General features: G+C 65.7%; 26 protein-coding genes. 10 read left to right on the top strand and 16 right to left on the bottom strand.

What is annotated here, in order from left to right; genetic code table 11:
- Positions 1-220 precede the first annotated feature (220 nt).
- Complete coding sequence (locus AAIO73_RS11615; RefSeq protein WP_345878247.1) at positions 221-604, top strand: TadE/TadG family type IV pilus assembly protein; 384 nt, start codon at positions 221-223, stop codon at positions 602-604.
- A 43-nt stretch (positions 605-647) separates the two neighbouring features.
- Positions 648-1910: a TadG family pilus assembly protein gene (locus AAIO73_RS11610; protein ID WP_345878246.1), complete on the top strand. Its 1263-nt coding sequence runs from the start codon at positions 648-650 to the stop codon at positions 1908-1910.
- 371 nt (positions 1911-2281) lie between these two features.
- Here AAIO73_RS11610 and AAIO73_RS11605 read toward each other — a convergent pair whose 3' ends face one another.
- The 5 genes from AAIO73_RS11605 to AAIO73_RS11585 form a co-directional block, all read right to left on the bottom strand.
- Positions 2282-3652: a porin gene (locus AAIO73_RS11605; RefSeq protein ID WP_345878245.1), complete on the bottom strand. Its 1371-nt coding sequence runs from the start codon at positions 3650-3652 to the stop codon at positions 2282-2284.
- 61 nt (positions 3653-3713) lie between these two features.
- Positions 3714-5126, bottom strand: a complete 1413-nt coding sequence (lpdA, locus tag AAIO73_RS11600; protein ID WP_345878242.1) for a dihydrolipoyl dehydrogenase — start codon at positions 5124-5126, stop codon at positions 3714-3716.
- 68 nt (positions 5127-5194) lie between these two features.
- Entirely contained in the window at positions 5195-5587 is a 393-nt protein-coding gene (locus AAIO73_RS11595; RefSeq protein WP_345878240.1) for an acyl-CoA thioesterase, read from the bottom strand.
- Positions 5577-5795 (bottom strand): hypothetical protein, encoded by a 219-nt coding sequence (locus AAIO73_RS11590; RefSeq protein WP_345878239.1) that lies wholly within the window; start codon positions 5793-5795, stop codon positions 5577-5579. Before AAIO73_RS11590 ends, AAIO73_RS11595 begins: the two co-directional genes overlap by 11 nt.
- Positions 5796-7148: a pyruvate dehydrogenase complex dihydrolipoamide acetyltransferase gene (locus AAIO73_RS11585; protein WP_345878238.1), complete on the bottom strand. Its 1353-nt coding sequence runs from the start codon at positions 7146-7148 to the stop codon at positions 5796-5798. It abuts the gene before it with no gap.
- A 127-nt stretch (positions 7149-7275) separates the two neighbouring features.
- On the opposite strand from AAIO73_RS11585, the gene AAIO73_RS11580 reads away from it, so the two are divergent.
- The gene (locus tag AAIO73_RS11580; protein ID WP_242116632.1) at positions 7276-7731 is read left to right on the top strand and encodes a universal stress protein; all 456 of its coding nucleotides are present in this window, start codon (positions 7276-7278) and stop codon (positions 7729-7731) included.
- 410 nt (positions 7732-8141) lie between these two features.
- Positions 8142-9431: a M20/M25/M40 family metallo-hydrolase gene (locus AAIO73_RS11575; RefSeq protein WP_345878237.1), complete on the top strand. Its 1290-nt coding sequence runs from the start codon at positions 8142-8144 to the stop codon at positions 9429-9431.
- A 56-nt stretch (positions 9432-9487) separates the two neighbouring features.
- Here the strand turns inward: AAIO73_RS11575 and AAIO73_RS11570 are convergent, their stop codons facing one another.
- The 4 genes from AAIO73_RS11570 to AAIO73_RS11555 all read right to left on the bottom strand — a co-directional run bounded on the left by AAIO73_RS11570 (position 9488) and on the right by AAIO73_RS11555 (position 12359).
- The gene (locus AAIO73_RS11570) at positions 9488-10552 is read right to left on the bottom strand and encodes an RcnB family protein (RefSeq protein WP_345878236.1); all 1065 of its coding nucleotides are present in this window, start codon (positions 10550-10552) and stop codon (positions 9488-9490) included.
- 104 nt (positions 10553-10656) lie between these two features.
- Positions 10657-11139 carry a free L-methionine (R)-S-oxide reductase MsrC gene (gene msrC, locus AAIO73_RS11565; RefSeq protein WP_345878234.1) on the bottom strand — a complete coding sequence of 161 codons (483 nt, stop codon included), beginning with the start codon at positions 11137-11139 and terminating at the stop codon, positions 10657-10659.
- A gap of 139 nt (positions 11140-11278) precedes the next feature.
- Positions 11279-11704, bottom strand: coding sequence for an alternative ribosome rescue aminoacyl-tRNA hydrolase ArfB (gene arfB / locus AAIO73_RS11560; RefSeq protein WP_345878233.1), 426 nt, complete (start codon positions 11702-11704; stop codon positions 11279-11281).
- 1 nt (position 11705) lies between these two features.
- Positions 11706-12359: an RluA family pseudouridine synthase gene (locus AAIO73_RS11555; RefSeq protein ID WP_345878232.1), complete on the bottom strand. Its 654-nt coding sequence runs from the start codon at positions 12357-12359 to the stop codon at positions 11706-11708.
- 74 nt (positions 12360-12433) lie between these two features.
- Between AAIO73_RS11555 and AAIO73_RS11550 the strand changes: the two genes are divergently transcribed.
- Positions 12434-13213, top strand: a complete 780-nt coding sequence (locus tag AAIO73_RS11550) for a M15 family metallopeptidase (protein WP_345878230.1) — start codon at positions 12434-12436, stop codon at positions 13211-13213.
- Positions 13214-13351: 138 nt separating this feature from the next.
- Here AAIO73_RS11550 and AAIO73_RS11545 read toward each other — a convergent pair whose 3' ends face one another.
- Entirely contained in the window at positions 13352-14350 is a 999-nt protein-coding gene (locus tag AAIO73_RS11545; protein WP_345878228.1) for a glycoside hydrolase family 43 protein, read from the bottom strand.
- Between the two features lie 217 nt (positions 14351-14567).
- Between AAIO73_RS11545 and AAIO73_RS11540 the strand changes: the two genes are divergently transcribed.
- Positions 14568-15290, top strand: coding sequence for a Crp/Fnr family transcriptional regulator (locus tag AAIO73_RS11540; protein ID WP_345878226.1), 723 nt, complete (start codon positions 14568-14570; stop codon positions 15288-15290).
- 30 nt (positions 15291-15320) lie between these two features.
- On the opposite strand, the gene wrbA is transcribed toward AAIO73_RS11540, so the two are convergent.
- Complete coding sequence (wrbA, locus tag AAIO73_RS11535; RefSeq protein WP_345878224.1) at positions 15321-15923, bottom strand: NAD(P)H:quinone oxidoreductase; 603 nt, start codon at positions 15921-15923, stop codon at positions 15321-15323.
- A 19-nt stretch (positions 15924-15942) separates the two neighbouring features.
- Positions 15943-16641, bottom strand: coding sequence for a pirin family protein (locus tag AAIO73_RS11530; RefSeq protein ID WP_345878223.1), 699 nt, complete (start codon positions 16639-16641; stop codon positions 15943-15945).
- 92 nt (positions 16642-16733) lie between these two features.
- Here AAIO73_RS11530 and AAIO73_RS11525 point away from each other — a divergent pair, with 92 nt between their 5' ends.
- Together AAIO73_RS11525 and ctrA are read left to right on the top strand one after the other, a co-directional pair.
- Entirely contained in the window at positions 16734-17636 is a 903-nt protein-coding gene (locus tag AAIO73_RS11525) for a LysR family transcriptional regulator (protein WP_345878222.1), read from the top strand.
- Between the two features lie 150 nt (positions 17637-17786).
- Positions 17787-18488 carry a response regulator transcription factor CtrA gene (gene ctrA / locus AAIO73_RS11520; protein ID WP_056450531.1) on the top strand — a complete coding sequence of 234 codons (702 nt, stop codon included), beginning with the start codon at positions 17787-17789 and terminating at the stop codon, positions 18486-18488.
- A gap of 86 nt (positions 18489-18574) precedes the next feature.
- Here the strand turns inward: ctrA and AAIO73_RS11515 are convergent, their stop codons facing one another.
- The 4 genes from AAIO73_RS11515 to AAIO73_RS11500 all read right to left on the bottom strand — a co-directional run bounded on the left by AAIO73_RS11515 (position 18575) and on the right by AAIO73_RS11500 (position 23017).
- Positions 18575-19243, bottom strand: coding sequence for a L,D-transpeptidase family protein (locus AAIO73_RS11515; protein WP_345878219.1), 669 nt, complete (start codon positions 19241-19243; stop codon positions 18575-18577).
- 68 nt (positions 19244-19311) lie between these two features.
- Positions 19312-20985, bottom strand: a complete 1674-nt coding sequence (locus AAIO73_RS11510) for an amidohydrolase (protein ID WP_345878217.1) — start codon at positions 20983-20985, stop codon at positions 19312-19314.
- Positions 20982-21848 carry an NAD(P)-dependent oxidoreductase gene (locus tag AAIO73_RS11505; RefSeq protein WP_345878216.1) on the bottom strand — a complete coding sequence of 289 codons (867 nt, stop codon included), beginning with the start codon at positions 21846-21848 and terminating at the stop codon, positions 20982-20984. Before AAIO73_RS11505 ends, AAIO73_RS11510 begins: the two co-directional genes overlap by 4 nt.
- A 194-nt stretch (positions 21849-22042) precedes the next feature.
- Positions 22043-23017 carry an SDR family oxidoreductase gene (locus AAIO73_RS11500; RefSeq protein WP_345878214.1) on the bottom strand — a complete coding sequence of 325 codons (975 nt, stop codon included), beginning with the start codon at positions 23015-23017 and terminating at the stop codon, positions 22043-22045.
- Positions 23018-23110: 93 nt separating this feature from the next.
- Here AAIO73_RS11500 and AAIO73_RS11495 point away from each other — a divergent pair, with 93 nt between their 5' ends.
- Positions 23111-24352 carry a threonine ammonia-lyase gene (locus tag AAIO73_RS11495; protein ID WP_345878213.1) on the top strand — a complete coding sequence of 414 codons (1242 nt, stop codon included), beginning with the start codon at positions 23111-23113 and terminating at the stop codon, positions 24350-24352.
- Positions 24349-24750 (top strand): GFA family protein, encoded by a 402-nt coding sequence (locus AAIO73_RS11490; protein ID WP_345878212.1) that lies wholly within the window; start codon positions 24349-24351, stop codon positions 24748-24750. The genes AAIO73_RS11495 and AAIO73_RS11490 overlap by 4 nt, the downstream gene beginning before the upstream one ends.
- The last annotated feature ends 47 nt before the right edge of the window (positions 24751-24797 follow it).

Below are 24797 nucleotides of genomic sequence, written 5' to 3'. Positions count from 1 at the left end.
CGACAACCGCATTCCGGGAATGGCAAGTTGGCGCCATTCTAAAGGATGATTGGCGTGGCAGGACTTGCTGCGCTGGTTCTGCCGTGAGAAAACAGTCAAGCTACGCCAAAGTAATGATATTCTTTGGAAGTGCGGCGCAATGGATAGCCGACACGATTAGTAGTTGATTTACATTGATCCGATATTGCCACGCCATGGTCAGTATCGGAGGATACACGTGATGAACGGTGCTACCAGTATAGACTGGCCGCTTCATCGCTTGGAATTGGACACGCGCGGCGCAGTGCTGGTCGAATTTGCCATCCTTGCGCCGGTCCTGATCCTTGTACTTGGCGGAATATTTTCCGGAGCCAATTATTTGCAGGCGAACATGGTCATCCATACCTACGCACGCGAGGCAGCACGGGGTGTTTCGGTCGGATACATGACTGTGGACGATGCCAAGAGCTTTGCCGAACGCAGTGCGAGCCATGACCTGAACGTCACCGTGGCAGCCACGATCGATCCGGCGACGAAGGGCGATCCACTGGATGAGGACGTCCAGGTCACATTGACGATATCACCGACCGACATTCCCGGATCACGCCGATCGCGAATATCATAACCGGGGGACTGTCGACCACCGTGACGATGCGGAGCATCGCGGATTGACCCGCGGAGAGGTCGCGTGGAGCCGTCGATTGCGATGTGATCGACGTGGCGGTGTTGCGGCCCTGATAGCGCTGCTGCTGCCGCTGCTCGTTGCCGCTCTCGGCCTCGTCATCGATGTCGGCATGGCGTATGCCGAAAAGAACGCGTTGCAGACCAGCGCAGAGGCTGCCGCGCTGGCCGCGGCGGTTCATATCGCGCCGGCGGACCGCATCGCGGCTTTAGCGACGGCCCAGACCTATGCCGGCCACAACCGGCCCGGTGTCACGAATCTGGTGAGCGCGCCGGAACTCGAATTCGGCAACTGGAACGCGGGTACCTTTACGCCGGGCGGAACGATCAACGCGGTGCGGGTGACAGTGTCTCGGACGGCAGCAAAGAACAACGCCCTCCACACCTTCTTTGCCAGGATGTTCGGACTGTTGTCGTGGGACCTATCAGCCACGGCCATTGCAACCGCCCCCAATCCGTTATGCATTCTCATCCTCCATCCCAGGCATGATGACGCGTTCGATGTGAATTCCGGTGCGCGGATCGACGCTCCGGATTGCACGGTTCAGGTCAATTCGCGGAATCGTGGCGCGCTGGAACTCGGCGATTCCTCTTACGTGAACGTCAAAAGCATCCGGGTCGTTGGCGGGGTCGACAAATCGGACGGCGCTTCGGTCTCACCTGCTCCGGTGACGGGCGCGGTTGCGATTGCTGATCCCTACGCAGCCCTCACACCGCCGACGAACACCAATTGCGGCGGTGCGGACCGTATCGAGGGGGGGACGGTTATCATCGCCGCGACGTTCGCCTTTTGCCGCGGACTGGTGATCGATGGGGCTACCGTCACGTTCCTGCCGGGTATCTACGTCATCAAAGGCGAATTCACGTTGCTTAACGGTGCGGCGATCAGCGGGACCGACGTGCTGATCTACTTGGAGGGAGCAGGCCACGACCTGTTCTTCCACAGCAAGACGAGTTTCGATCTGAGCGGGCCGACCACCGGGCCATATGCCGGCATGGTGATCTGGTCGGATCGCGCCAACACAAACGATCACGACATTTACTCTAAATTCGGCGCGTCGGCATCGGGAACGATCTACACGCCCAGCAGTCAGATCGAGTTCGAGAACGACGTCGAATGGGAAGCGGATTGTATCCGCATCGTAGCGGCGAGATTGCAGTTGGATAATAACTCCAAATACAAATCGACAAACCCGGGTCGCAGCTGTGCCAACAACCTCGGTATGGCAAAAGCCAAACTGGTTCGTTAACGATGCTCCCGGAGCCTTCTTCGAAATATTGCGCCGAAAATGCTTGCTTACGACTAAATTTGCGGAAGATTGAAAACTGTTTGATGGCGCTGATGCAGGACGTGCCGCACGATAGGCGCGGTGAACGGTAGCTCTTGACAAGCAAGGATCGCGCCGCCCCCGCCTCCCGCCATCGTTTTAAATAAGGACGGCGCCGATACCGGCATCGCACCTGCACGGCGCAAAGCCACGCTTTCCTACATCAAGCGGCGCTGCCATTCTGTTTGCCGGCCACCACGGCTTCCCGCTTTTCGACCCCGTCGCACACCGTCCCGCCCGAAACGCGGCAAGTGTGAACTTAGTGAACTTTGGCCGGTACCCGCAGAAAAATCCTAATAATTCAACTGCAACTGCGTCCGGAACACATCACCCTCGGCCCGGCCCAGCCGCCGCTCGTCGGCCTCGGCGCGCTCCATCCGGGCATAGGCGATCGTCCATTCGAGCGCCGGTACCGGCTGGAACTCGATGCCCAACTCGATCTCGTCCGTCTCCAGCCGCGGCGCGTTGACCGCCGCCTTCCACCCGCCGCGATAGGTCTGCCAGCGGACATAGGGCATGAACGGTCCCACCGGCGACTGCCGCACCCGTGCCGTTCCCTGCACATAGCCGCCATGCAGCGCCTTGGTCGTGATGCCACGCAGCACCGGGTCATATTCCGGCCCCCGCCCCCAATTCCATTCGGCCTGGAATCCGAACGGCTGGGGATACAGGATCGCGTGCAGCCCGATCCGGTCGTCGGCGAAGGCCACCGGGCTAACCCCGCCGGTACGGATTTCCGGCTGGACGCGGTTGGTATAGGCGCTTCCGCCCACCTCCAGCACCCGCCCGCCGCCGATCTCGAACGGCCAGGTCGCCAGCGCGACGGCCATCACCGCGTCATTCGCTTCCTCGCGGTTGATCCCCTGCCCGTTATAGATGCCGACCCCTAACGCGCCGTAATTGCCGAACAGCTTCTGCCCGTCCTCGGTCAGCCGTTCCCAGATATCGTCGACATGGGTCGGCGTGTAGTAGGCGACCACCCCGATATCGCGCTCGCTCGGCACCCCACTATTGATCGCGTCGCTGCGGTCGAGCGTCAGCCGGTTCGACGACGATTGCATATTCTCCCACCCAAACGGCACCTTCGACTGGCCGAAACGCAACCGGAACCGCTTGTCCTTGTCGAGGAACGCATCGAAATAGGCGTCGCGCAGTTGCAGGAACCCCTCGCGCCGCTCGCCGACCGATTGGCCTGTCACCGCCGTCGCGAAGTCGGGCTGGAGGTAGAAGGACACCCGGTCGCCCAGATCGCCCTGCAGGATCAGGCGGATACGGCGAAAGGTGAAGCCGGTATCGTCGCCGATGCCACTGTCATGCACCGACCGTAGCCGCGCCGCACCCGCCGGCGCGGTCCGGTCGCCAGCGATGATCTCGTTGAGCCGCAACTGGGTATAGCCGCGAATGCGGATGCGATCGTACCAGCGCTTGGCCGGTGCCGGGGCAGCCGCGACCTGCGCCGGCACTGGCGCAACGGGTGCCGGCGCCACCGGGGCCGGCGCAGTGGCGACGGCGGGCGGCGGCGCTGCCGCCTGCGCCGCCTTCATCTCGGCGATGACCGCCTTCAACTCGTCGATCTGGCGCTGCAACTCCTGCACAGTCTGCCCGGCGGCAGGCGGTGCGACCAGAAACGACGTGGCGAGGATCGCCGGGAGAAGCTGCTTCATGGACCCGCGCCATGCCGTTCAGGCACGGCGCGGGTCAAGAACTATGACGATAGTGTGACGATCAGATGTGCAGCGCGCGACCATAGGCCGCCAGCACCGACTCATGCATCGATTCCGAGATCGTCGGGTGCGCGAACACCGTCTCGGTCAGTTCCTGCTCGGTCGTCTCCAGCTGACGGGCGACGACATAGCCCTGGATCATCTCGGTCACTTCCGCGCCGACCATGTGCGCGCCCAACAACTCGCCGGTCTTGGCATCGAACACCGTCTTGACGAACCCTTCGGCCTCGCCCAGCGCGATCGCCTTGCCGTTGCCGATGAACGGGAATTTGCCGACCTTGACGCTATAGCCCGCTTCCTTGGCCTTCGCCTCGGTAAAGCCGACGCTGGCGACCTGCGGACGGGCATAGGTGCAGCCGGGGATATTGTTCTTGTCCATCGCGTGCGGATGGACGTCCTTGTTGCCCAGCGCCTTCGCAATAGCTTCGGCGGCGATCACGCCCTCATGGCTCGCCTTGTGCGCCAGCCACGGCGCGCCGGTCACGTCGCCGATCGCCCAGATGCCGTCGACATTGGTCTTGCCGTAACCGTCGGTCTTGATGTGGCCGCGCTCGGCCTCGATCTTCAGCGCCTCCAGCCCGATATTCTCGGTGTTCGGCACGATGCCGATCGCGACGATCGCATGGCTGAACTCGGACGTCTCGACCTTGCCGTCCGGCCCCTTGATCGCGGCCTTCACGCCCGCCGGGCCGGCTTCCAGCTTTTCGAGGCCCGACTTGGTCTTGATCGTCATGCCCTGCTTGGTCAGCGCCTTGGTCATGAACTCGCTGACTTCGGCGTCCTCGACCGGCATGATCCGGTCGAGCATTTCGACGATCGTCACGTCGGCGCCCATATCGTTGTAGAAGCTGGCGAACTCGACCCCAATCGCGCCCGACCCGATGACCAGCAGCTTGGTCGGCATTTCGGGCGGCACCATCGCGTGGCGGTACGTCCAGATCTTGGCGCCATCGGCTTTCGCGAACGCCAGGTCGCGGGCGCGGGCGCCGGTCGCGATGATGATGTGCTTGGCTTCCAGCTCGGTGGTCTTGTCGCCCTGCTTGACGGACAGCTTGCCCTTGGCAGTGATCGTGCCGACGCCCTCATGGACGGCGACCTTGTTCTTCTTCATCAGGCCCTTGACGCCGGCGTTCAGCTGACCCGCCACCTTGCGGCTGCGATCGACCACCTTGGCGAGGTCGAACGACGGCTTCTCCGCCGACAGGCCATATTGCGCGGCGTGCATCATGTAATGATAGATTTCGGCCGAGCGCAGCAGCGCCTTGGTCGGGATACACCCCCAATTGAGGCAGATGCCGCCCAACCGCTCGCGCTCCACGATCGCGACCTTAAGGCCAAGCTGGCTCGCACGGATCGCCGCGACATAGCCGCCGGGGCCCGAACCGAGCACGATAAGGTCGTAGGTATCAGCCATCACTTTGCCTTCTCGTTCGCCGCTGCCCGGTCGAGCAGCTGAATTACTTGCCGCACCACCGTCGTGCGTTAGCCCTCGATCACCCGCGGCTTGCGGTGCTCGTCGATCGCCACGAACACGAAGCGCGCCTCGGTCACGCGGCAGGTCGCCTCGCCGAAGCGGTCGCGGCGCCATGTCTCGACCTTGATCGTCATCGACGTCCGCCCGACCTTGATCAGATCGGCATAGACCGACAGTTCGTCACCGACCGCGACAGGGGCATGGAACTGCATCGCGTCGACGGCGATCGTCACCGCCCGCCCCTTGGCATGACGCGCGGCGACGAGGCCGGCGGCCATGTCCATCTGCGACATGATCCATCCGCCGAAGATGTCGCCATAGGGATTGGTGTCGGCGGGCATCGCGGTCACTCGCAGGGCGGGCTGGTCGGCCGGTGGAACGGGCGAGTTCTCAACGATCATGCGGCACCTCCTTGGCGCGTTCCTCGGCCATGGCGCGCTGCACCTGCCGGATACCCAGCACGACGACGATCGCCATCGCCACCCATGTCACGGTCCAGATGTCGCGCCGCCCCAGCGGATACGACCATGCCGACAGCGACCCGACCGCCCATGCCGCCGCCACCCCGGCGACGACATGCACGATCTCGGTCAGCAGCCGGCTACGCATTTACGCGATCAGGCCGAGGGGCGACTCCACCAGCGCCTTGAACAGCTTCAGCATTTCGGCACCGTCCGCGCCATCGATCGCACGGTGGTCGAAGCTGCCGGTCGCCGTCATCACCGTGGCCACGCCCAGCGCGTCGTCGACGATGTACGGGCGCTTCTCGCCGGCACCGACCGCCAGGATCATGCCCTGCGGCGGGTTGATGACCGCCTCGAACTGCTTGATGCCGAACATACCCATGTTCGACAGCGAAGCCGTGCCGCCCTGATATTCCTCGGGCTTCAGCTTGTTCTCCTTGGCGCGGCCCGCCAGGTCCTTCATCTCGGTGCTGATCTTCGCCACGCCCTTGTTGGCGGCGTCACGGATGATCGGCGTGATGAGGCCGGTCGGCGTCGACACCGCCACCGACACGTCGGCGCGGCTGTACTGCACCATTTCGTTGCCCAGGAAGGTGACGTTGCACTTCGGGCTGTTTTCCAGCGCGACGCCCAGCGCCTTGATCAGCAGGTCGTTGACCGACAGCTTCACGCCACGCGCGTCGAGCGACTTGTTCAGGTCGCCGCGCAGCTTGAGCAGCGCATCCAGACGGATATCGACCGTCAGATAGATGTGCGGCACCTGCTGCTTCGATTCGGTCAGGCGACGTGCGATCGTCTTGCGGATGTTCGACAGCTTCTCGACCGTGTGCGGGATCGAATCGTCGAACCACACGGCGGCGGGCTTCGGCGCTTCGGCCGCCGGTGCGGCAGCAGCGGCCGGAGCAGGCGCGGCGGCCTCGGCCTTGGGCGCGCTCGCGACGCCCGGCTTGGCATTGTCCACGTCCGCCTTGACGATGCGACCATTGGGACCGCTGCCGGCGATACCCGACAGGTCGAGCCCCTTGTCGGCGGCGATGCGGCGGGCCAGCGGGCTCGCCTTCACGCGGCCACCATCGCCCTGCGCGGCACCGGCACCCGCCGGGCGGCCATGGTCCGACGTTCCGGCCGGAGCCGGCGCGGCTTCGCTGCCGGTCTTGTTCGGATCGGTCGCGTCGGGCTTGCCCTTGAACTGGTCGTCGGCCGGTTCCGGCGTCTCCGCCTTTTTCGGCGCCGCGTCCACGGCCGATGCATCCTCGCCCTCTTCGAGCAGAATGGCGATCACCGCGCCGACCTTCACATTGTCGGTACCCTCGGCGACCAGCACCTTGCCGATCGTGCCTTCATCGACGGCTTCGAATTCCATCGTCGCCTTGTCGGTTTCGATTTCCGCCATGATGTCGCCGGACTTGACGGTATCACCTTCCTTCACCAGCCATTTGGCCAGCGTCCCCTCTTCCATGGTGGGGGACAGGGCGGGCATCTTGATCTCGATCGGCATGGGGCAGATTGGTCCTCTCAGGCTCGTCGCGCCTCTTCGCCGTCGGGCGCGTCCGGGTCAAGCCCCGGTACAGCTTGCGTGACGCCGCCGAACCGGCGCATGAACGGTCGCCCAAGCCGAGGTCATCATGCGCACATATCTGGTCGTCGTCGACGAAAGCCCCGAAAGCGCGGTCGCGCTCCGCTTCGCCGCGCGCCGCGCGGTCAAGACCAATGGCGGCGTCGAGGTGCTGGCGCTGGTCGAACCGCAGGAATTCGCACCCTGGGGCGGAGTGCAGGCGACGATCGAGGAGGAAGCGACCGAACGCGCCGAGGCGCTGGTACAGGCGGCGGCGGGCACGCTCATCGCCGAATCGGGGCTACAACCCCATCTGACCGTCCGTACCGGCGATGGTCCGCGAATCGTGCGCGAGATGATCGCAGCCAATCCCGATATCGCCGCGCTCGTGCTGGGGGCCGCCGCCACCGGGTCGCCCGGACCGATGGTCACCCACTTCGCCGGTACCGATGCCGGTGCCCTGCCCGTGCCACTGATGATCATTCCCGGCAGCCTCGATCGCGAGGGAATTGACCGCCTTAGCTGAGCGACCGGACAGGCAGCGTTCATCTACGATGCGTCACTGCGATATCGGTAAGGTACCGGGCGGGGGAGAGCCGCGCATCGTTCGCGCTCGATCCCCCGCGGGCTGCTGCTGTTCGCCGGATGTCCGGCAGCGTCCTCTCTTATATTTCAGCGCAGCGCTGGTGAGGTCGCGTTAGCGCGGAAGTGGCACAAAAAAAAGGGTCGGCGAACCGACCCTGTAAAAGTTTTAGGAGAGGATGCCTGAAAGGCACAGTCGTTGTGCATCGCAACCGGACTGTTAGCAATTGCAAAAAACGAAACTAAACATTCATTTTAAGCAATTTCACCCATTCGGATGATGGGTTTTCGCACGCGATGGGTATCGACCGAAACCGGTTGAGCCGCCGGCGTTAAGGCGCCATCTTCCCGCAAATGCGCCAGATTCTCCTGCTCCCCGCCCTTTTGCTCACCACCGCCGCCCCCGCCCGGGAAGCGCCAAAGCCCGAACGGCTGCGCGCCGACGTCGCCGCGCTAATCAGTTTCGGCACGCGGCATACTGCCTCGGACCCTGACCATCCGACGCGCGGCATCGGTGCGGCACGCCGCTGGTTCGCTAGTCAATTGACCCGAATCGGACGCGATTGTGGCGACTGCATCACTGTCGCCAACATCGCGCGCGGTTTCACCGGCCCGCGCGCGCCGCAGGGGGTAAATGTCGTCGACGTGCTCGGCTTCCAGCAGGGTCGTGATCCACGCCGAGTCGTGATCGTCATGGGCCATATCGACAGCCGGGTCAGCGACGTGATGGACGCGACCAGCGATGCGCCTGGCGCCAATGACGACGCCTCGGGCGTCGCGCTGGTGCTGGAGGCGGCACGCATCCTGTCGAAGGAAAAGTTCGACGCGACCATCGTCTATGCCGCGCTGTCGGGTGAGGAACAGGGCCTGTGGGGGGCGCAGCTCCTCGCCGACACTGCGAAGGAAAAGGGCTGGAACGTCACCGCCGTCCTCAACAACGATATCGTCGGCAACACGATCGGACAGGACGGCCGCCGCGTCGCCGACCGGGTCCGGGTCTTTTCGGAAGGCATTCGCGCATCCGAATCGATCGAACAGCAGATCGCCCGCCGCGCCGCCGGTGGCGAGGATGACGGCCCCTCGCGCGCGCTCGCCAAGACGGTCGATGCGGTGGCAAAGACCCTGCCCGGCGGCGTCGATGCCTTTCTCGACCGCCGTCCCGACCGGTTTGGGCGCGGCGGCGATCACGAACCCTTTCTCAAGCTCGGCTACCCCGCGATCCGCTTTTCGGTCGGGGTCGAGAATTACGACGCCCAGCATCAGGATCTGCGCCGCGACGGCACACGAATCTATGGCGACACGATCGACCGGATGGACTTCCCCTATCTGGCAAAGGTCACAGCGCTGAACGTCGCGACGATCGCCCGTCTCGCCGCCGCGCCCGCCGCCCCGGCAAGCGTGTCGATCGACGGTGCGCTGTCGACCGACACGACGGTGCGCTGGTCGCCCGTCGCCAATGCGGCCGGTTATCGGATCCGCTGGCGGCGCAACGACGCGCAGAACTGGACCGACCAGCGCGACGTGACCGCCGCCGAGGCGGTGCTGAAGGGCGTGATCGTCGACGATCACTTCGTCGCGGTATCGTCGCTGTCGGCCAGTGGCGCGGAGAGCGTGCCGACCTTCGCCGGCCGCCCGCCGCGCTAAGTCACCCGTTCGGTTCGAGCCGCTTCGAGCCTTTCGAGAAGCGCCCGTCGAGAACCCTAGCGCCGCAGCGTCTTCGACCGGACCACCCGCCGCGGCGCGGCATGCCCCGGCGCATAGGTCACGACCTCCTCGGTGGTCGTCGTGACCACGGACGGATGCTCGACCGTCACCGTCGTCACCGTGCGCGGCGGGTAGTAATAGCCATTGGCGATATAGCCCGCCTCCGGCCCCTCGGTGGTCGTGGTCGTCGTCGAATAGCTGCGCGCGACCGGCGGCGCGCCGACATGCCGCTCGACATAGCCCCCGCGCGACCGCGGCCCGATCGGCTGGACCTGTTCGCGCATCGGCCCGAACACGACATCGGGTGCGACCCGCGCATCGTCATAGCCGTCGTAATAACCGTCGTCGGGCGCGATCGGCACATCGTCATACGGCATCGGATAATCCGCACCATAACCCGGCTGCGGCGGGGGCGGCGAGGCGCGGCGATCCTCGGCACGATCGATCGCGGTACCGGCCAATGCACCGACCCCCGCCCCCAGCACCGTACCGCCCAGCCGGTTGCCGCGTCCGGCGATGACGTTACCGGCGACCGCCCCTGCGACGCCGCCGATCACCGCACCGCCGACACCGTCGTCGCGGCGCTCGGCGGCATAGCGTTCATAGGCGCGATCGTCGCGGACATAGCGCCCGTCGTCGCGCGCATCCCAGTCGAGCCCGCTGCGCACGTCGACAACCCGTCCATCGCGATCGGCAAGCACCGCATCGTCATAATAACGATACCAGCCATAGCCCGGCTGCGGCCGGGCCAAGCCATAAACCGGCCAGTCCTGAATGAAGAAGCTCGGCGCCACCCAATAGCGCGGCAGCACCCAGCCGCGCACCGGCGGGCGATACGCCGCCCAGCCACCCGGCGCATATTGGCCGCCGACCCAACGCCCGCGCACCTTCCCGCCCCAGCGCGGTCCGGGCAGGTTCACGCGCGGCGCGCCGGCCTGCACCGCCGGACCGCGCGGCAACGCCTCAGGGGCCTGCCCCACCGGCTGCGCCTGGCCGACGCCGGCGGTCAGGCCAGACGCAGCGAGCAGCGCAACGGCGGCGGCATAGGATGGCGTTCGCATCGGCCGACAAACTCCCTGGACGGCAAGACAGAAGGTCGAAACCCTATCACGCCCCCCGGTTCCCGGCCAATCCGCCGCCCGTTCGCGCCCCGTCCCGCGCCGGGTCAGCCGATACGCGGTCCCAGCAACCCGACCAGTGCTTCGCACCCTGCCCGATCGGCCTCGTCGAACCGTCCCGGCAGCGGACTGTCGAGGTCGAGCACGCCGATCAACCGATCCCCGACGACGATCGGCACGACCAGTTCGCTGCGGCTGTCGGCATCGCACGCGATATGGCCGGGAAACGCATGGACGTCGGCGACCAACTGGCTTTCGCACGACGCCGCGGCGGTGCCGCACACGCCGCGCCCCATCGCGATGCGGATGCACGCCGCCTTGCCCTGAAACGGCCCGAGCACCAGTTCGTCCCCGACCAACCGATAGAAGCCCGCCCAATTCAGATCGGGCAGATATTGCATCAGCAGCGCCGATGCATTCGCCATATTGGCGATCGCGTCGCTCTCATCGCCCGTCAGCGCATCGAGCGCGCCGAGCAGGTCACGATACAGGTCGCCCTTGGCGCCGGTGGCAATATCGAACTGGTACATGCGCGCGATGTAGGCGGAACGGAGCCACGTTCCAATCCTCCCCGGATCGGGGAGGTGGACAGCCACGAAACGCAACCGTTCGGTATGCGGACCTCCACCACCACCTCGGGGCGGTCCCTCTAACCGAACCGGGGCGGACTCAGTCGTACCGCACTTTTCCCCGCCCCGCCTTGACCTGCGACCGCCCCTTCTTCGCATCGACCCGCCGCACCTGCGACGCCTTGGTCGGCTTGGTCGCGCGGCGTTTTTTGGGCACGATGGTCGCTTCGCGGATCAGTTCGAACAGCCGCTCGCGCACCTCGCGGCGGTTCATTTCCTGCGATCGCGACGCATCGGCGCGCAGCGTCAGCACGCCCTCCTTGGTCAACCGCGATCCGGCCAGCACCGCCAGCCGATGCTTGACCGCCTCCGGCAATCCCGGCGACGCCACCACGTCGAAGCGCAACAGCACCGCGCTGTCGGTCGTGTTGACATGCTGCCCGCCCGGCCCCGACGCCCGGGTGAAGCTTTCGACCAGTTCGCCGCTATCGATCGAAATCGACCGGGTGATCGGAATGCGCGGCACCTTAGACTTCGTCGAACCCCGCCGCGACGAAGCTGCGCGGCCATGGTGCGGTGACGTCGATCGCGGGCTTGTTGTCGCGCGGCACCATCAGCCCGGCCGCATGCAGCAACATGCCGCTACGCCCGCCCCGGCCATAGACCGGATCGCCCGCCACCGGACAGCCCAGCCCCTCCGCCATATGCACGCGGATCTGGTGGGTCCGCCCCGTTTCGGGGAACAATGCGACCAGCGCGCGGTCGCCGACCGTCCGCACCACCCGCCAGTTGGTCCGGGCCGGCTTGCCTTTCGCATCGCCGACCATCCGCCAGCCATCCTCGATGCTGCTGACCTTCGCCAGCGCCATGTCGATCTCGCCCGACTCGCCCTTCGGAATGCCGTCGAGGATCGCCAGATAGCGCTTGGTCACCCGCCCCTGTTCGAACGCCTGCTGGAACCGGGCATGCGCCTTGGGATTGCGGGCAAGCAACAGGCACCCGCTGGTATCGCGGTCGAGCCGGTGGACCGGCGTCGGTTCGCGTTGAAAGGTGAAGCGCAGTTCGTCGGCGCGTGCGACGATGCTGGGCGATCCATCGCGGGGCGGATCGACCGGCAGGCCGGCGGGCTTGTCGAGGACGATCGCTTCGCCGTCGATGAACAGGACTAGGTCGTCGAGCATTTGCTTCCCTTGCCATCGTTGGCGACGCCGTGCCAGTGCGCTCGCGCGGTCAACCGCCCCAGCCGGAGACCATCGTGCGTCGCTCCTTCGTCCTTGCCTGTATCCTGCCCCCGCTCGCCGCCTGCGCACCGGCGGTTCAGCAAGGCCCTGCGCCGGTTGCCACGCCGGTGCCGGTCGCGACGCCGGTAACGCCGCCGCCGATCGTAGCACCACCGCGGCCGGCCCCGGTCACCGGCCCGGTCGCGCTCTGCGGTCGCGGCACCGTGCAGCGCACCGCCGACGGCCGCCTGTTCAATCACTTCCCCTACCCCGACATGCCGGCAACCGCACTGGTCGACGCCCCGCCCGCGCTCGGCGGATCGTGTAGGATTCATCCGGCGATGCTGCCGGACCTTACCCGCCTGCTCGCCGCCGCCGATGCCGATCCGGCGATCGCCGGCACGCTCCGCGCGGTATCGTGCCACCGCTCGGTCGCGCTCCAGCAGCTTACCTTCTGCGGCGGGATCGGTCCCGACGGATCGGGCAGCTTCGCCGAGCGCGCCTGGGCCTCCGCCCCGCCGGGCTTCAGCGAGCATTCGACCGGCTATGTCGTCGACTTCGGCAGCGCGACCGCGCCCGCCTGCAATGCGGAAGGGTGTTTCGGCGCCACCCCCGCCGGCCGCTGGCTGCGCGCCAACGCCGCCCGCTTCGGCTTCGAAATGTCGTTCCCGGCGGGCAACAAGCAGCAGGTGAAATGGGAACCGTGGCACTGGCGCTGGGTCGGCACGGCGGCCAGCGAAGCTGGTGCGACGCCGGCAAGGACCATGTTCGCGACGGCCCGCACACGCTTTCCGGCCGAACCGAAGGTCGAGTGAGACCGACCCCATAGTCCACAATTCGTCGTTCCCGCGCAGGCGGGAACCCATAGCCGCTGACGTTCCGGATCGATCGCAGACATCGGCGTGTATGGATTCCCGCCTGCGCGGGAATGACGATACCTTGGGACAGCGCAGCTACTTCGACGCAGTAACCCCCGCATCGGTCTGCACCACCGGCTTCATCGTCCCATCCGCATTGTAATGAAGCCGCTCGACGGTAACCGCCCGCCGCCCGATCGTGCCGTTCATGTCGCCGATCGCCAGCGTCGCATTGTGCAGAAACAGATACCAGTCGCCTTTGAACTGCGCGATGCCGGGATGGATGGTGAAGCTGTACTTCCCCGATCCCGTCAGCTCGCCGCGATGGGTCCACGGCCCCTTGATCGACGGCGCGGTCGAATAGGACACGCGCTCGTCGCGATGCTTCGACCGGTCGAGCGAGGCATAGGTCAAATAATAGGTGCCGTTGCGCTCGTGCAGCCACGGCCCCTCCTCGAAATGCGGGGGAGTGATCTCGGTGATCGGCCCGTCGATCTCGATCATATTGGGCTTCAGCTTCGCGATATAGCATTGCCGATTGCCCCATGCGATCCATGTCGTCCCGTCCTTGTCGGTAAAGACGGTCGGGTCGATATCTTCCCAGCTATGCGTGCCCTTCGGCGTCATCTGGTTGGTGATGAGCGCCGATCCCTTGGCATCGACGAACGGCCCGGTCGGCTTGTCCGACACCGCGACCGCGATCGCCTTGCCCGGATGGGTATTGTCGTGTTCGACCGCGGCATAGAACCAGTATTTGCCGTTCTTGTAGATCGTCTGGCTGGCCCAGGCATCGGCCTTCGCCCATTTGAAATCGGCGACCTTCATGATCGGACCATGGTCGGTCCAGTGGCGCATGTCGGTGGTCGAATAGACCAGCCATTCGCGCATGTTGAACATCTCGTCCCGCTGCGCTTGGTCATGCCCGACATACAGATACAGGCGATCGCCGACGACCAACGGCGCCGGATCGGCCGTGAACTTGTCGCGGATGATCGGGTTGCTGCCCGCTACCGGTGCCGCCCGCTCCTGCCCCGGCGCGCCCCCCGCCATCGCCGCCAATGCCAGTGCCAATGCCGTCCATCCGAGTGCGCGCACATACCTCTCCCATCGTTCTTTGCCGGCGATGATAACCGATAGCGCTACCATTCCAACAGCTTCCATCGGTTCGGCGAAATTTTGTTACGCATTCAATCGGTTCGTCGCATGCAGGCCACGTTCCGAGCGTCCGCCGGAACGAAGCCCGCGCCCCTGCCTTGGATCAGTTGGTACGCTACGGACCAAACTGGTCCTCTGCGGCACCGAGGAGGACGCCATGTCCAACCCGCTCACGATAAAATTGGCCGGCTTCGCGAACTTCACGCCCGAGGATGCCGAAGCCCTCGATCGACTCTGTCGCAACATCTTCACCGTTCGGGGCGGGAGAGACCTGATCCGCATCGGCGACCGTCCCGAACAAGTCTTTTTGCTGCTCGACGGTTGGGCCTGCCGGTACAAGGATTTGCCCGACGGGCGGCGTCAGATCCTCGCCTATCTGATTCCCGGCGATTTGTGCGATCCGCACATCTTCATCTTCGAGGAAATGGACCATTCGATCCGCGCGCTCGGCGATGCCCGTGTCGCCGCGATCCCGAAACAGGTAATTCTCGACCTGACCGAACGCTATCCGGCACTGGCGCGCGGCTTCTGGTGGTCGGCGCTGGTCGACGAAGCAATCTCGCGCGAATGGCTGGTTAACGTCGCTCAGCGCGACTCTTACACCCGCATGGCCCATCTGTTCTGCGAGATGTGGCTGCGCATGTGCCAGGTCGGTCTGGCAAAAAACGGCACCTTCGACCTGCCGCTGACGCAGGAACAGCTTGGCGACACGCTCGGCATTACGCCGATCCACGTCAATCGCGTGTTGCAGCGGATGCGGGCGGAAGGGCTGTTGTCGCTCTGCCGCCGCAAGATGACGATCCACGATATCGAAGCGCTGCAGGACGCGGCCGAATTCGACCCGCGCTACCTGCACCTCGACGCGCGGGTGGAGGCGTGACGGGGCGACCCGCAGGCCGCCCCATCCGACTTATCCGAAGACCTTCGCGGCCAGCTCGGCGATCCGCTTTCCCTGATGCCGGGCGCCGCCCAGTTCGATCTCGGTCGGCTGGCGGCTGCCGTCACCACCGGCGATGGCCGACGCGCCGTACGGCGTGCTGCCATTCACCTCGTCCAGCCCGGTATGGCCTTCATAGCCATAGTCGAGCCCGACGATGGTCAGCCCATGATGCATCAGGTTGGTGATGATCGAGAACAGCGTGGTTTCCTGCCCGCCATGCTGGGTCGCGGTCGAGGTGAAGGCGCCACCGATCTTGCCGACCAGTCCGCCCTTCGCCCACACGCCGCCGGTCGTGTCCCAGAACGCGGCCATCTGGCTCGACATCCGGCCATAACGGGTGCCGGTGCCGACGATGATCGCGTCATAGTTGGTCAGTTCGTTGGGGTCGGTCAGCAATGCATGATGATCGGCGACGACGAAGCCCGCCGACTTGGCGACCTCGTCCGGGGCGGTTTCGCGCACCCGGCGGACATCGACCTCGGCGCCACCCGACCGGGCACCTTCGGCAACGGCGTCGGCCATCTTCGCGATATGCCCGTAGGACGAATAATAAAGCACCAATACCTTGGCCATGCGGCGATACTCCCGTTGGTTATTCGCTGTCGACCAGGACGATTTCGGCGTCCTGCGTCGCGGTGATGGTGACGGTCTGCCCGCCGGACAGTGCGGCGCCGTCGCGCGCCTCGAAGGCGACCCCGTCGATGGTGATCGCGCCGGTTGCCGCGACCAGATAGGCGTGACGCCCTGCGCCCACGCTATGTTCCACGCTTTCGCCGGCCTTCAGCGTCGCGCCCAGTACGCGGGCATCGGCGCGGATGCGCAGCGCGTCGTCGTCTTCGTCGAAACCGCTCGCCAGCGTCACGAACTTGCCCGACCGCTCCCCCTTTGGGAACGGCTTGGCACCCCATGCCGGCGCGCCGCCCTTCTGACGCGGTTCGATCCAGATCTGGAAGATGCGGGTCGTCTCCGCCTCCAGATTATATTCGGCGTGGCGTACCCCGGTGCCGGCGCTCATCACCTGGACGTCGCCCGCTGCTGTCCGGCCCTTGTTGCCCATCGAGTCCTGATGGGTGATCGCGCCCGAACGGACATAGGTGATGATCTCCATGTCCTTGTGCGGATGCGGCGGGAAACCGCTGTTCGCAGCGATCTCGTCGTCGTTCCACACCCGGATCGCGCCCCAGCCCATCCGCTTGGGTTCGTAATAATTGGCGAAGCTGAAGTGATGCCGCGCGTTCAGCCATCCGTGATCGGCATGGCCGAGGCTGTTGAAGTCACGTTTGTCGATCATCGTCGATCTCCTTGCTTGACCCCAAAGATAAGCGCCGCAATCATGACGTAAATGGAAACGTCGGAAACCTATCGTTTCGCAGCGGAGGATATATGCGGCTCCCCGATTTCGAAGCCTGGGCGATGTTCGCCTGCGTCGTCGAGCACCGCTCGTTCAGCGCCGCCGCGCAATCGATCGGCGTATCGAAGGCGACGGTGTCCAAGGCCGTCGCCCGGCTGGAGGCATCGCTCGGCACCACCCTGTTCCACCGCACCTCGCGCCGGCTGACGCTCAGCGACGCCGGACAATCGCTGGCCGAGCGCGCCGGCCGCATTCTTGCCGAGGCGCAGGCGGCGGAGGAACAAGCGCGCGATGCCGCCGCTGCGCCGACCGGACTGGTCCGCGTTGCCGCACCGATGTCGTTCGGCCAGACGCATGTCGCCCCGGCCATCGCCGAGTTCCTGAAGGCGCATCCCGGCGTCGAGATCGACCTGACCCTGTCCGATGCGAAGGTCGACATCGTCGCCGACGGCATCGACATCGCGCTGCGTATCGCCGAACTGCCCGACAGTTCGCTGCGTGCCCGGCGGCTGGGACCGGTCGCGGTGCGCGTCGTCGCCGCACCGGACTATTGGCAGGAACATGGCCGCCCGACGCACCCTGCCGATCTCGGGCGCCATGCCTGTTTCCGCTATACCAACCTGCCCAATGCACTCTGGCATTTCCGCCGGGGCGAAGAGGAAGTCACCGTTCGCCCCGGTGGTCCGCTGGCGGTGAATAATGGCGAGGCGATGTTGCCCGCGCTGCGCCTCGGGCTCGGTGTCGCGCGTTTGCCCGATTTCCTGGTCGATGCCGATATCGCCGTCGGCCGGCTCGAAGCGATCCTTCCCGACTGGTCGAGCGGTGCGGTCGCGCTCCACCTGCTGACCCCGCCCGGCACGCTGCGGCCGGCGCGCGTCGCGGTGCTGATCGAGTTTCTTTCCGCCCGTTTCCGCAACGCCTGTCCGCGTGATTAGCCAAGGAACTCAGGACGTTTCGCTTAACCAACGGATTTCACGAAATGTTTTCCATTAGTTAGAAATTAACCTTTTGCGTTCAGAGGTGTTTACGTTAATGTTTTTGTCGCGCGCTGGGTGAGTTGTGCGCCGCGAAACGGGGGACTGCCGATGCGCGTGCTGTTGATCGAAGACGAGCCGACGACCGCCAAGGCGATCGAGCTCATGCTGACGACCGAAGGTTTCAATATCTACACGACCGATCTTGGCGAAGAAGGCCTCGATCTGGGCAAGCTGTATGATTACGACATCATTCTGCTCGACCTGAACCTGCCCGACATGCACGGCTATGACGTGCTGAAGAAGCTGCGGGTGGCGCGGGTACAGACGCCGGTCCTGATCCTCTCGGGCATCGACGAAATGGATTCGAAGGTCCGCTCGTTCGGTTTCGGCGCGGACGATTATGTTACCAAGCCGTTCCACCGCGAGGAACTGATCGCCCGCATCCACGCCGTGGTCCGCCGGTCGAAGGGGCATTCGCAATCGGTGATCCGCACTGGCAAGCTGTCGGTGAACCTCGATGCCAAGACGGTCGACGTCGACGGCGCGCGCGTCCACCTGACGGGCAAGGAATATGCGATGCTCGAGCTGCTCTCGCTGCGCAAGGGCACGACCCTGACCAAGGAAATGTTCCTCAACCATCTCTATGGCGGGATGGACGAACCGGAACTCAAGATCATCGACGTCTTCATCTGCAAGCTGCGCAAGAAGCTCAGCATGGCGTGCGAAGGCGAAAATTATATCGAGACCGTCTGGGGCCGCGGCTATGTGCTGCGCGAACCCGACGAAATGGGCGAAGCCGCCGTCGCCTGACGATCGCGTACCAACCCCGATTTCCGACATGCCCTGGCAAACGCCGGGGCATGTTCGTTTGGGGGCCGGACGAAACCACGCCGACGTTACGTGATCGCCCCGCCCATCGCCAACCGCTTGCCGTTGGTGATGATGACCCGGTCGCCCAGTCGCGCCACCGCGAACAGCTTCTTCGCAAAGGCGGTCGGCACCCCGATACAGCCATGCGTCGCCGCGCCTTCCTGCACGTCGCTGCCATGGATCGAGATGCCGTCATTGGTCAGCCGCAGCATGTACGGCATCGGCGCGCCGTAGAGGTTGCTGACATGGTCGGCGTCCTTCTCGGTGATCTTCAGCGCGCCCAGCGGCGTCGGCTTCCAGTCGGCACCATAGAGCACCACCGCCGCGCCGATCTCATAGCCGTCGCGAAACACCGACAGCACCTGCGCATCCAGGTCGATGGTGACGACCAACCGCCCGACCGCCGGCGCCCCCGCCTCATCCCAGACCCAACGGCCATGAGTGAACGGCCCGTCGATCGGCAGGACGCGGCGGACAATCATTGCCTCGGGCCGGGCGATCGGTGAAGGCGAAGCTGCGGGCTTCGGCATGGGTTTCGCCTGCGCGATCGGCGCGATCGCCACCGGATCGAGCCGCTGCGGCACCGGCGGCACTACCCGCTCGGCGCGCAGCAACAGCGCCGCCCCGCCGGCCGTCGCCCCCGCGACCCCGACGAGCAACGCAATCCCTAAACCGGTCCGCCAGCCAACCTGCATCGATCCTCCCATCCGGCGACCGACCTACAGCATTTCGCTTACCAAATCCTCCCCGGCACGGGGAGGATTTACCGCCCCGCCGCCGACTTCGCCTTCTCGTCGAGCGGCCACGCCTTATACCCGCCGACCCATGTCTCGATCACCTTCGTCGCGCGCAGATCCACCGCACTCGCCGCGACCGGATCGCGATCCACTACAAGGAAATCCGCCTTCTGCCCCGGCAGCAGCGCCCCGAAGCGCTGCTCGGCGAACCCCGCGAACGCCGCATCCTGCGTGAACGCCTTCCACGCCGCTTCGCGCGTCACTTTCTCCTCGGGCCGCCACCCGCCCGGCGGCTGGCCGTTCGCATCCTCGCGCGTGAACGCCGCTGCCCAGCCGATGAACGGGTTCGGATGCTCGACCGGATAGTCCGATCCGAACGCCAGCCGCCCGCCATCCCGCAGCACCGTCGCCCAGGCATAGGCCCCCGTCAGCCGTGCCGGACCCAGCCGCGCCTCGGCCATCGTCCGGTCGCCGGTGGCATGGACCGGTTGCATCGACGCGATGATGCCGTTCCTGCCCAGCCGCGGCAGATCGGCAGAATCCAGCACCTGCGCATGTTCGATCCGCCAGCGCCGGTCGTCCTTGTACGACGACGCCAGTTCGTCGATCGCGTCGAGCACCTGCCGATTGGCGCGGTCGCCGATCGCATGGATCGCGAATTGGAACCCGTCCATCGTGCCCCGGCTCAGCAGGTTCAGCAGCGTCGTATCGTTGATGAACGACAGCCCGCTCTGCTTGGGCGCGTCGGCATAGGGCGCCTTCAGCCACGCCCCGCGCGACCCGAGCGCACCGTCGGCATAGAGCTTGATCCCGCCCATGCGCAGCCGGTCGCCATAGAGCCACGGCGTCGGCCCCGCCCCGGCGACGGTCAGCGCCGTTTCGAGGCCCGCCCCATAGCTCATGATCCGCACGCGGAGTTGCCCAATATCCCCCATCCGCCGAAACACCAGCCAGTCGTCGACCGACGTGCCCATGTCCGCCGTCGCGGTGATCCCGTTCGACAGCAGCATCTCCTGCGCCTTCAGGAACGCCGCGTTGCGTTCGCGCGGCGACGGCTTGGGCTTGGCGGCATCGAACAGGCTGGCGGCGTTGTCGACGAACACGCCCGATGGCTGTCCGTTCGGTAGCAATTCGATGCGCCCGCCCGCCGGGGAAGCCGTCTTGGCGGTGATCCCCGCCGCCTTCATCGCCGCGCCGTTTGCCCACACCGCATGGCCATCGGCACGTTCCAGCAGCACCGGCTTGTCGCCCGCCGCCGCATCCAACTCGGCCGCGGTCGGGAAACGACCCAGCCCCCACGCCTCCTGATTCCAGCCGCCGCCGACGATCCACTGCCGATTGCCGTTGCTCCGGGCATAGGACTGGATCGCCGCCTGTGCCTCGGCCAGCGACTTCGTATTCGACAGATCGAGTTCGAGCGCGCGATAACCCAGCGACATCACATGACCATGTGCATCGATCATGCCCGGCATGACCGTTTTGCCGCCCATGTCGCTGCGCCAGTCGAGCTTCTTCGGCGCCTTCTCGCCCTTGGGCACCAGCCGCACGACCTTGCCCTCGCGGTCGATCAGGATGCCGCCGAAGCGCACCACCTTCCCCTGCGAATCGAGCGCGACACCGTTGATATTGTCGACCAGCCCATCGGCCTGCGCGGTCCCGGCGAGCAACAGCGCCGCAACGGTCAGAGCATGACGGATCACTGCTTGATCCTCCGCACCAATGCGCTGGTATCCTGCCGCCCGCCGCCCATGGCCTGCACCTCGGCATAGAATTGATCGACCAGCGCCGTCACCGGCAGCGTCGCGCCGTTGCGCCGCGATTCGTCAAGCGCGAGGCCCAGATCCTTGCGCATCCAATCGATCGCGAAGCCGAAGTCGAACTGGTCCTGCGCCATGGTCGGCCAGCGATTGACCATCTGCCAGCTTTGCGCCGCGCCGCCCGACACCGCTTCCAGTACCTTGTCGAGATCGAGGCCCGAGCCTTGCGCGAACCGCAGCGCTTCCGACAGCCCACCCAGCACGCCCGCGATACAGATCTGGTTGACCATCTTGGTCGTCTGCCCCGCGCCCGCATCGCCGACATGAACGATCCGCGCGGCATAAGCCTGCATCAACGGTTCGGCCGCCGCAAAAGCTTGCGCCGTGCCGCCGCACATGATCGACAGCTTGCCATTCTCCGCCCCGGCCTGTCCGCCCGACACCGGCGCGTCGAGCACCAGCAACCCCTTGGCCGCGCCAGCTTCCGCCAGTTCGCGCGCGATCGCCGCCGACACGGTGGTATGATCGGCGAACAGCGCCCCCGCCCGCATCGCGCCGAACGCACCATCGTCGCCCAGCGTCACCTCCCGCAGATCGTCGTCATTGCCGACACAGGCGAACACCGCATCCGCCCCATCGGCCGCCGCCGCCGGCGTTTCGGCCACCGCGCCGCCATGCTGCGTGGCCCATGCCGCCGCCTTGGCGCGGGTGCGATTATAGACGGTGACCTGATGGCCGGCGGAAACGAGGTGCCCGGCCATGGGCGCGCCCATGACCCCGGTGCCGATGAATGCGAGTTTTGCCATGGGCCTGCGGTCTATGGATTTAGTGCCACACGGGAAAGGGGGGATGTGTCCATGGGTACGGGTCCGCCTTCCCCCATCGTCATTCCCGCGAAGGCGGGAATCCATAAACGCTACCGTGTCGGCTTAATCGCAAACGCCAGCGCATAATGGACTCCCGCCCGCGCGGGAGTGACGAAGGTTACGGCAAGGCAGGACTAAGCGGGCTGCCCACCGCCGCCGGTCGCGCCGAAAATCTGCCCCGTCGAAAAGCTGTTCGACGGATCGGCGGCCGAAACATACAGCCCGGCAATCTCCGCCGGCTGCCCCGGCCGGCCCAGCGGGCTGCTCTTGCCGAAGCTCTGCTGCTTCTCGGGCGTCGCCCCGCCGCTGACCTGCAACGGCGTCCAGAACGGCCCCGGCGCGACAGCGTTCACACGGATACCCTTGGCCGCCAGTTGCTTGGCCATCGCCTTGGTGAAGTTCAGCACCGCCGCCCGCGTCAGCGCATAATCGACGATATCCGGCGAAGGATCACCTGCCTGTTCGGACGAGGTGTTGATAATGACGCCGCCTGCCCCCATCCGTTCGACTGCCGCCTTGGTCAGCCAGAACGGCGCATAGACATTGGTCTTCATCGTATCGTCGAAATCCTGCGAGGAGATCGACGCGATATCGGGCCGGGTCTGTTGCCGCGCCGCATTGTTGACGAGGATGTCGAGCCCGCCCAGCTGCGACGCCGCCTGTTGGATCAGTTGCCGGCAAAAGCCTTCGTTACGCAGATCGCCCGGGATCGCCACCGCCTTGCGCCCGGCCGCGCGGATCAGTTCGACGACCTCGCGCGCATCGGGTTCCTCGGCCGGCAGGTAATTGATCGCGACATCGGCGCCTTCGCGGGCATAGGCGATCGCGGCGGCGCGACCGATGCCGCTGTCGCCGCCGGTAATCAGCGCCTTCTTGCCGGTCAGCCGCCCCGACCCCTTGTAGCTTTGCTCGCCATGGTCGGGACGCGGATTCATCTTCGACGCTAGGCCCGGCCAGGGCTGACGCTGCACCGGAAAGGGCGGCTTGGGATAGGCGGCGGCAGCGGCGGTTGTCGGCTTCGTCCCCTGCGCGGCGGCGGGCGCGGCGCCGGCGGCTACCCCGGCAAGGGCGGCACCCGCCACGAAGGTGCGGCGATCGGTCTCGGTCATGGTTCGGCTTTCCGGCTGGAGCAACGTCGCTCAAGCAGACGCGCGCCGGGTCGACGGGTTCCCCTTTGGTACCAAATCGGCTACGCGCCCGCGATGGCTACCAACCCGATCGCTTCGCCCGCCCTGCCCCTCACCGTCGACGATGTGCGTCAGGCGGCGATGCGTATTGGCGGCTCGATCGTGCGCACGCCGACGCTCATCAGCCGGACGCTGTCCGACCTGACCGGCGCAACCGTCTATCTGAAATTCGAAAACCTTCAATTCACCGCCGCTTACAAGGAACGCGGCGCGCTCAACACGCTGCTGCAACTCGACGAAGCCACCCGTGCCAAGGGCGTGATCGCCGCCTCGGCCGGCAACCATGCGCAGGGCCTTGCCTATCATGGCAACCGACTCGGCGTACCGGTGACGATCGTCATGCCGCGCCCGACTCCGACCGTGAAGGTGATGCAGACGCAGAGCCACGGCGCCACCGTGGTGCTGGAGGGCGAGACGTTCGACGCTGCCTATGCCCATGCCCTGAAGCTTGAGGCCGAACAGGGCCTGACCTTCGTCCACCCGTTCGATGATGCCCGCATCATGGCGGGTCAGGGCACCGTCGCGCTCGAAATGCTGGAGGATGTGCCCGCCATCGACACGCTGGTCGTGCCGATCGGCGGCGGCGGCCTCATCAGCGGCATGGCGACCGTCGCCCGCGCCGCCGAGCGCGATATCGAGGTCGTCGGCGTGCAGGCCGAGCTGTTCCCGTCGATGTACAATCGCCTGCACGGCACCGCGATGGACTGCGCCGGCGACACGCTGGCGGAGGGGATCGCGGTCAAGCAGCCCGGTGGCCTGACCGCGCAGGTCGTGGCGGCGCTGGTCGACGACATCGTGCTGGTCAGCGAACGCCAGCTCGAAGAGGCGGTCAGCCTGCTGGTGCAGATCGAGAAGACCGTGGTCGAGGGTGCCGGCGCCGCCGGCCTCGCCGCGCTGCTCGGCCATGGGCAGCGGTTCAAGGGCAAGACCGTCGGCATCGTGCTGTGCGGCGGCAATATCGACACCCGCCTGCTCGCCAACGTCCTGCTGCGCGACCTCGCGCGGTCGGGCCGCCTCGCCCGGTTGCGCATCCGCTTGCAGGATCGCCCCGGCGCGCTGTTCCACGTCGCCAAGATCTTCCACGAACACACCGTCAACATCATCGAGGTCTATCACCAGCGCGTCTTCACGACGCTCCCGGCCAAGGGCCTCATCACCGACATCGAATGCGAGACGCGCGACCGCGACCATCTCGACCGTCTGATCGAAGGGCTGCGCGCGGGCGGCTATGAAGTAAGCACGGTCGAACTGGCATGACGGACGCGATCACCGGCCAATGCCTGTGCGGTGCCTGCCGCTACGCCAGCGACGGGCCGGTGATCAACGTCCGCACCTGCCATTGCCGCCGGTGTCAGCGCGCGACCGGCTCGTCCTTTTATGCGCGTGTGATGGTGCCGCTGGCCTCGACCGCGATCGAGGGGCCGGTCGGCTGGTATGACGGCGACACCGGCGTGGTGCGCGGCTTCTGTCCGAATTGCGGCACGACGCTGTTTTCGCGCCGCGACTCGGCGGGGACGATCGGGCTGACCCTCGGCAGTATCGACGATCCCGACCGCTTCCAGCCGACCGACCATATCTGGACCGAGGCGCAGCAACGCTGGTTGGTCCTCGGCGACGACCTGCCCCGGTATCGACAGGGGCCGCCCGCCCCCTGAGCGCCGACGAAATCATCGTGAAGCGACTTTTCGTCGGTTAGGATAAT

Origin of the sequence: Sphingomonas epibiotica (genome assembly GCF_039615155.1) — a bacterium.
In the GTDB taxonomy this organism is placed as follows: domain Bacteria; phylum Pseudomonadota; class Alphaproteobacteria; order Sphingomonadales; family Sphingomonadaceae; genus Sphingomonas.
Note: the sequence above shows the minus strand (reverse complement) of the source record. Positions and strands in the feature narration are given on the sequence as shown.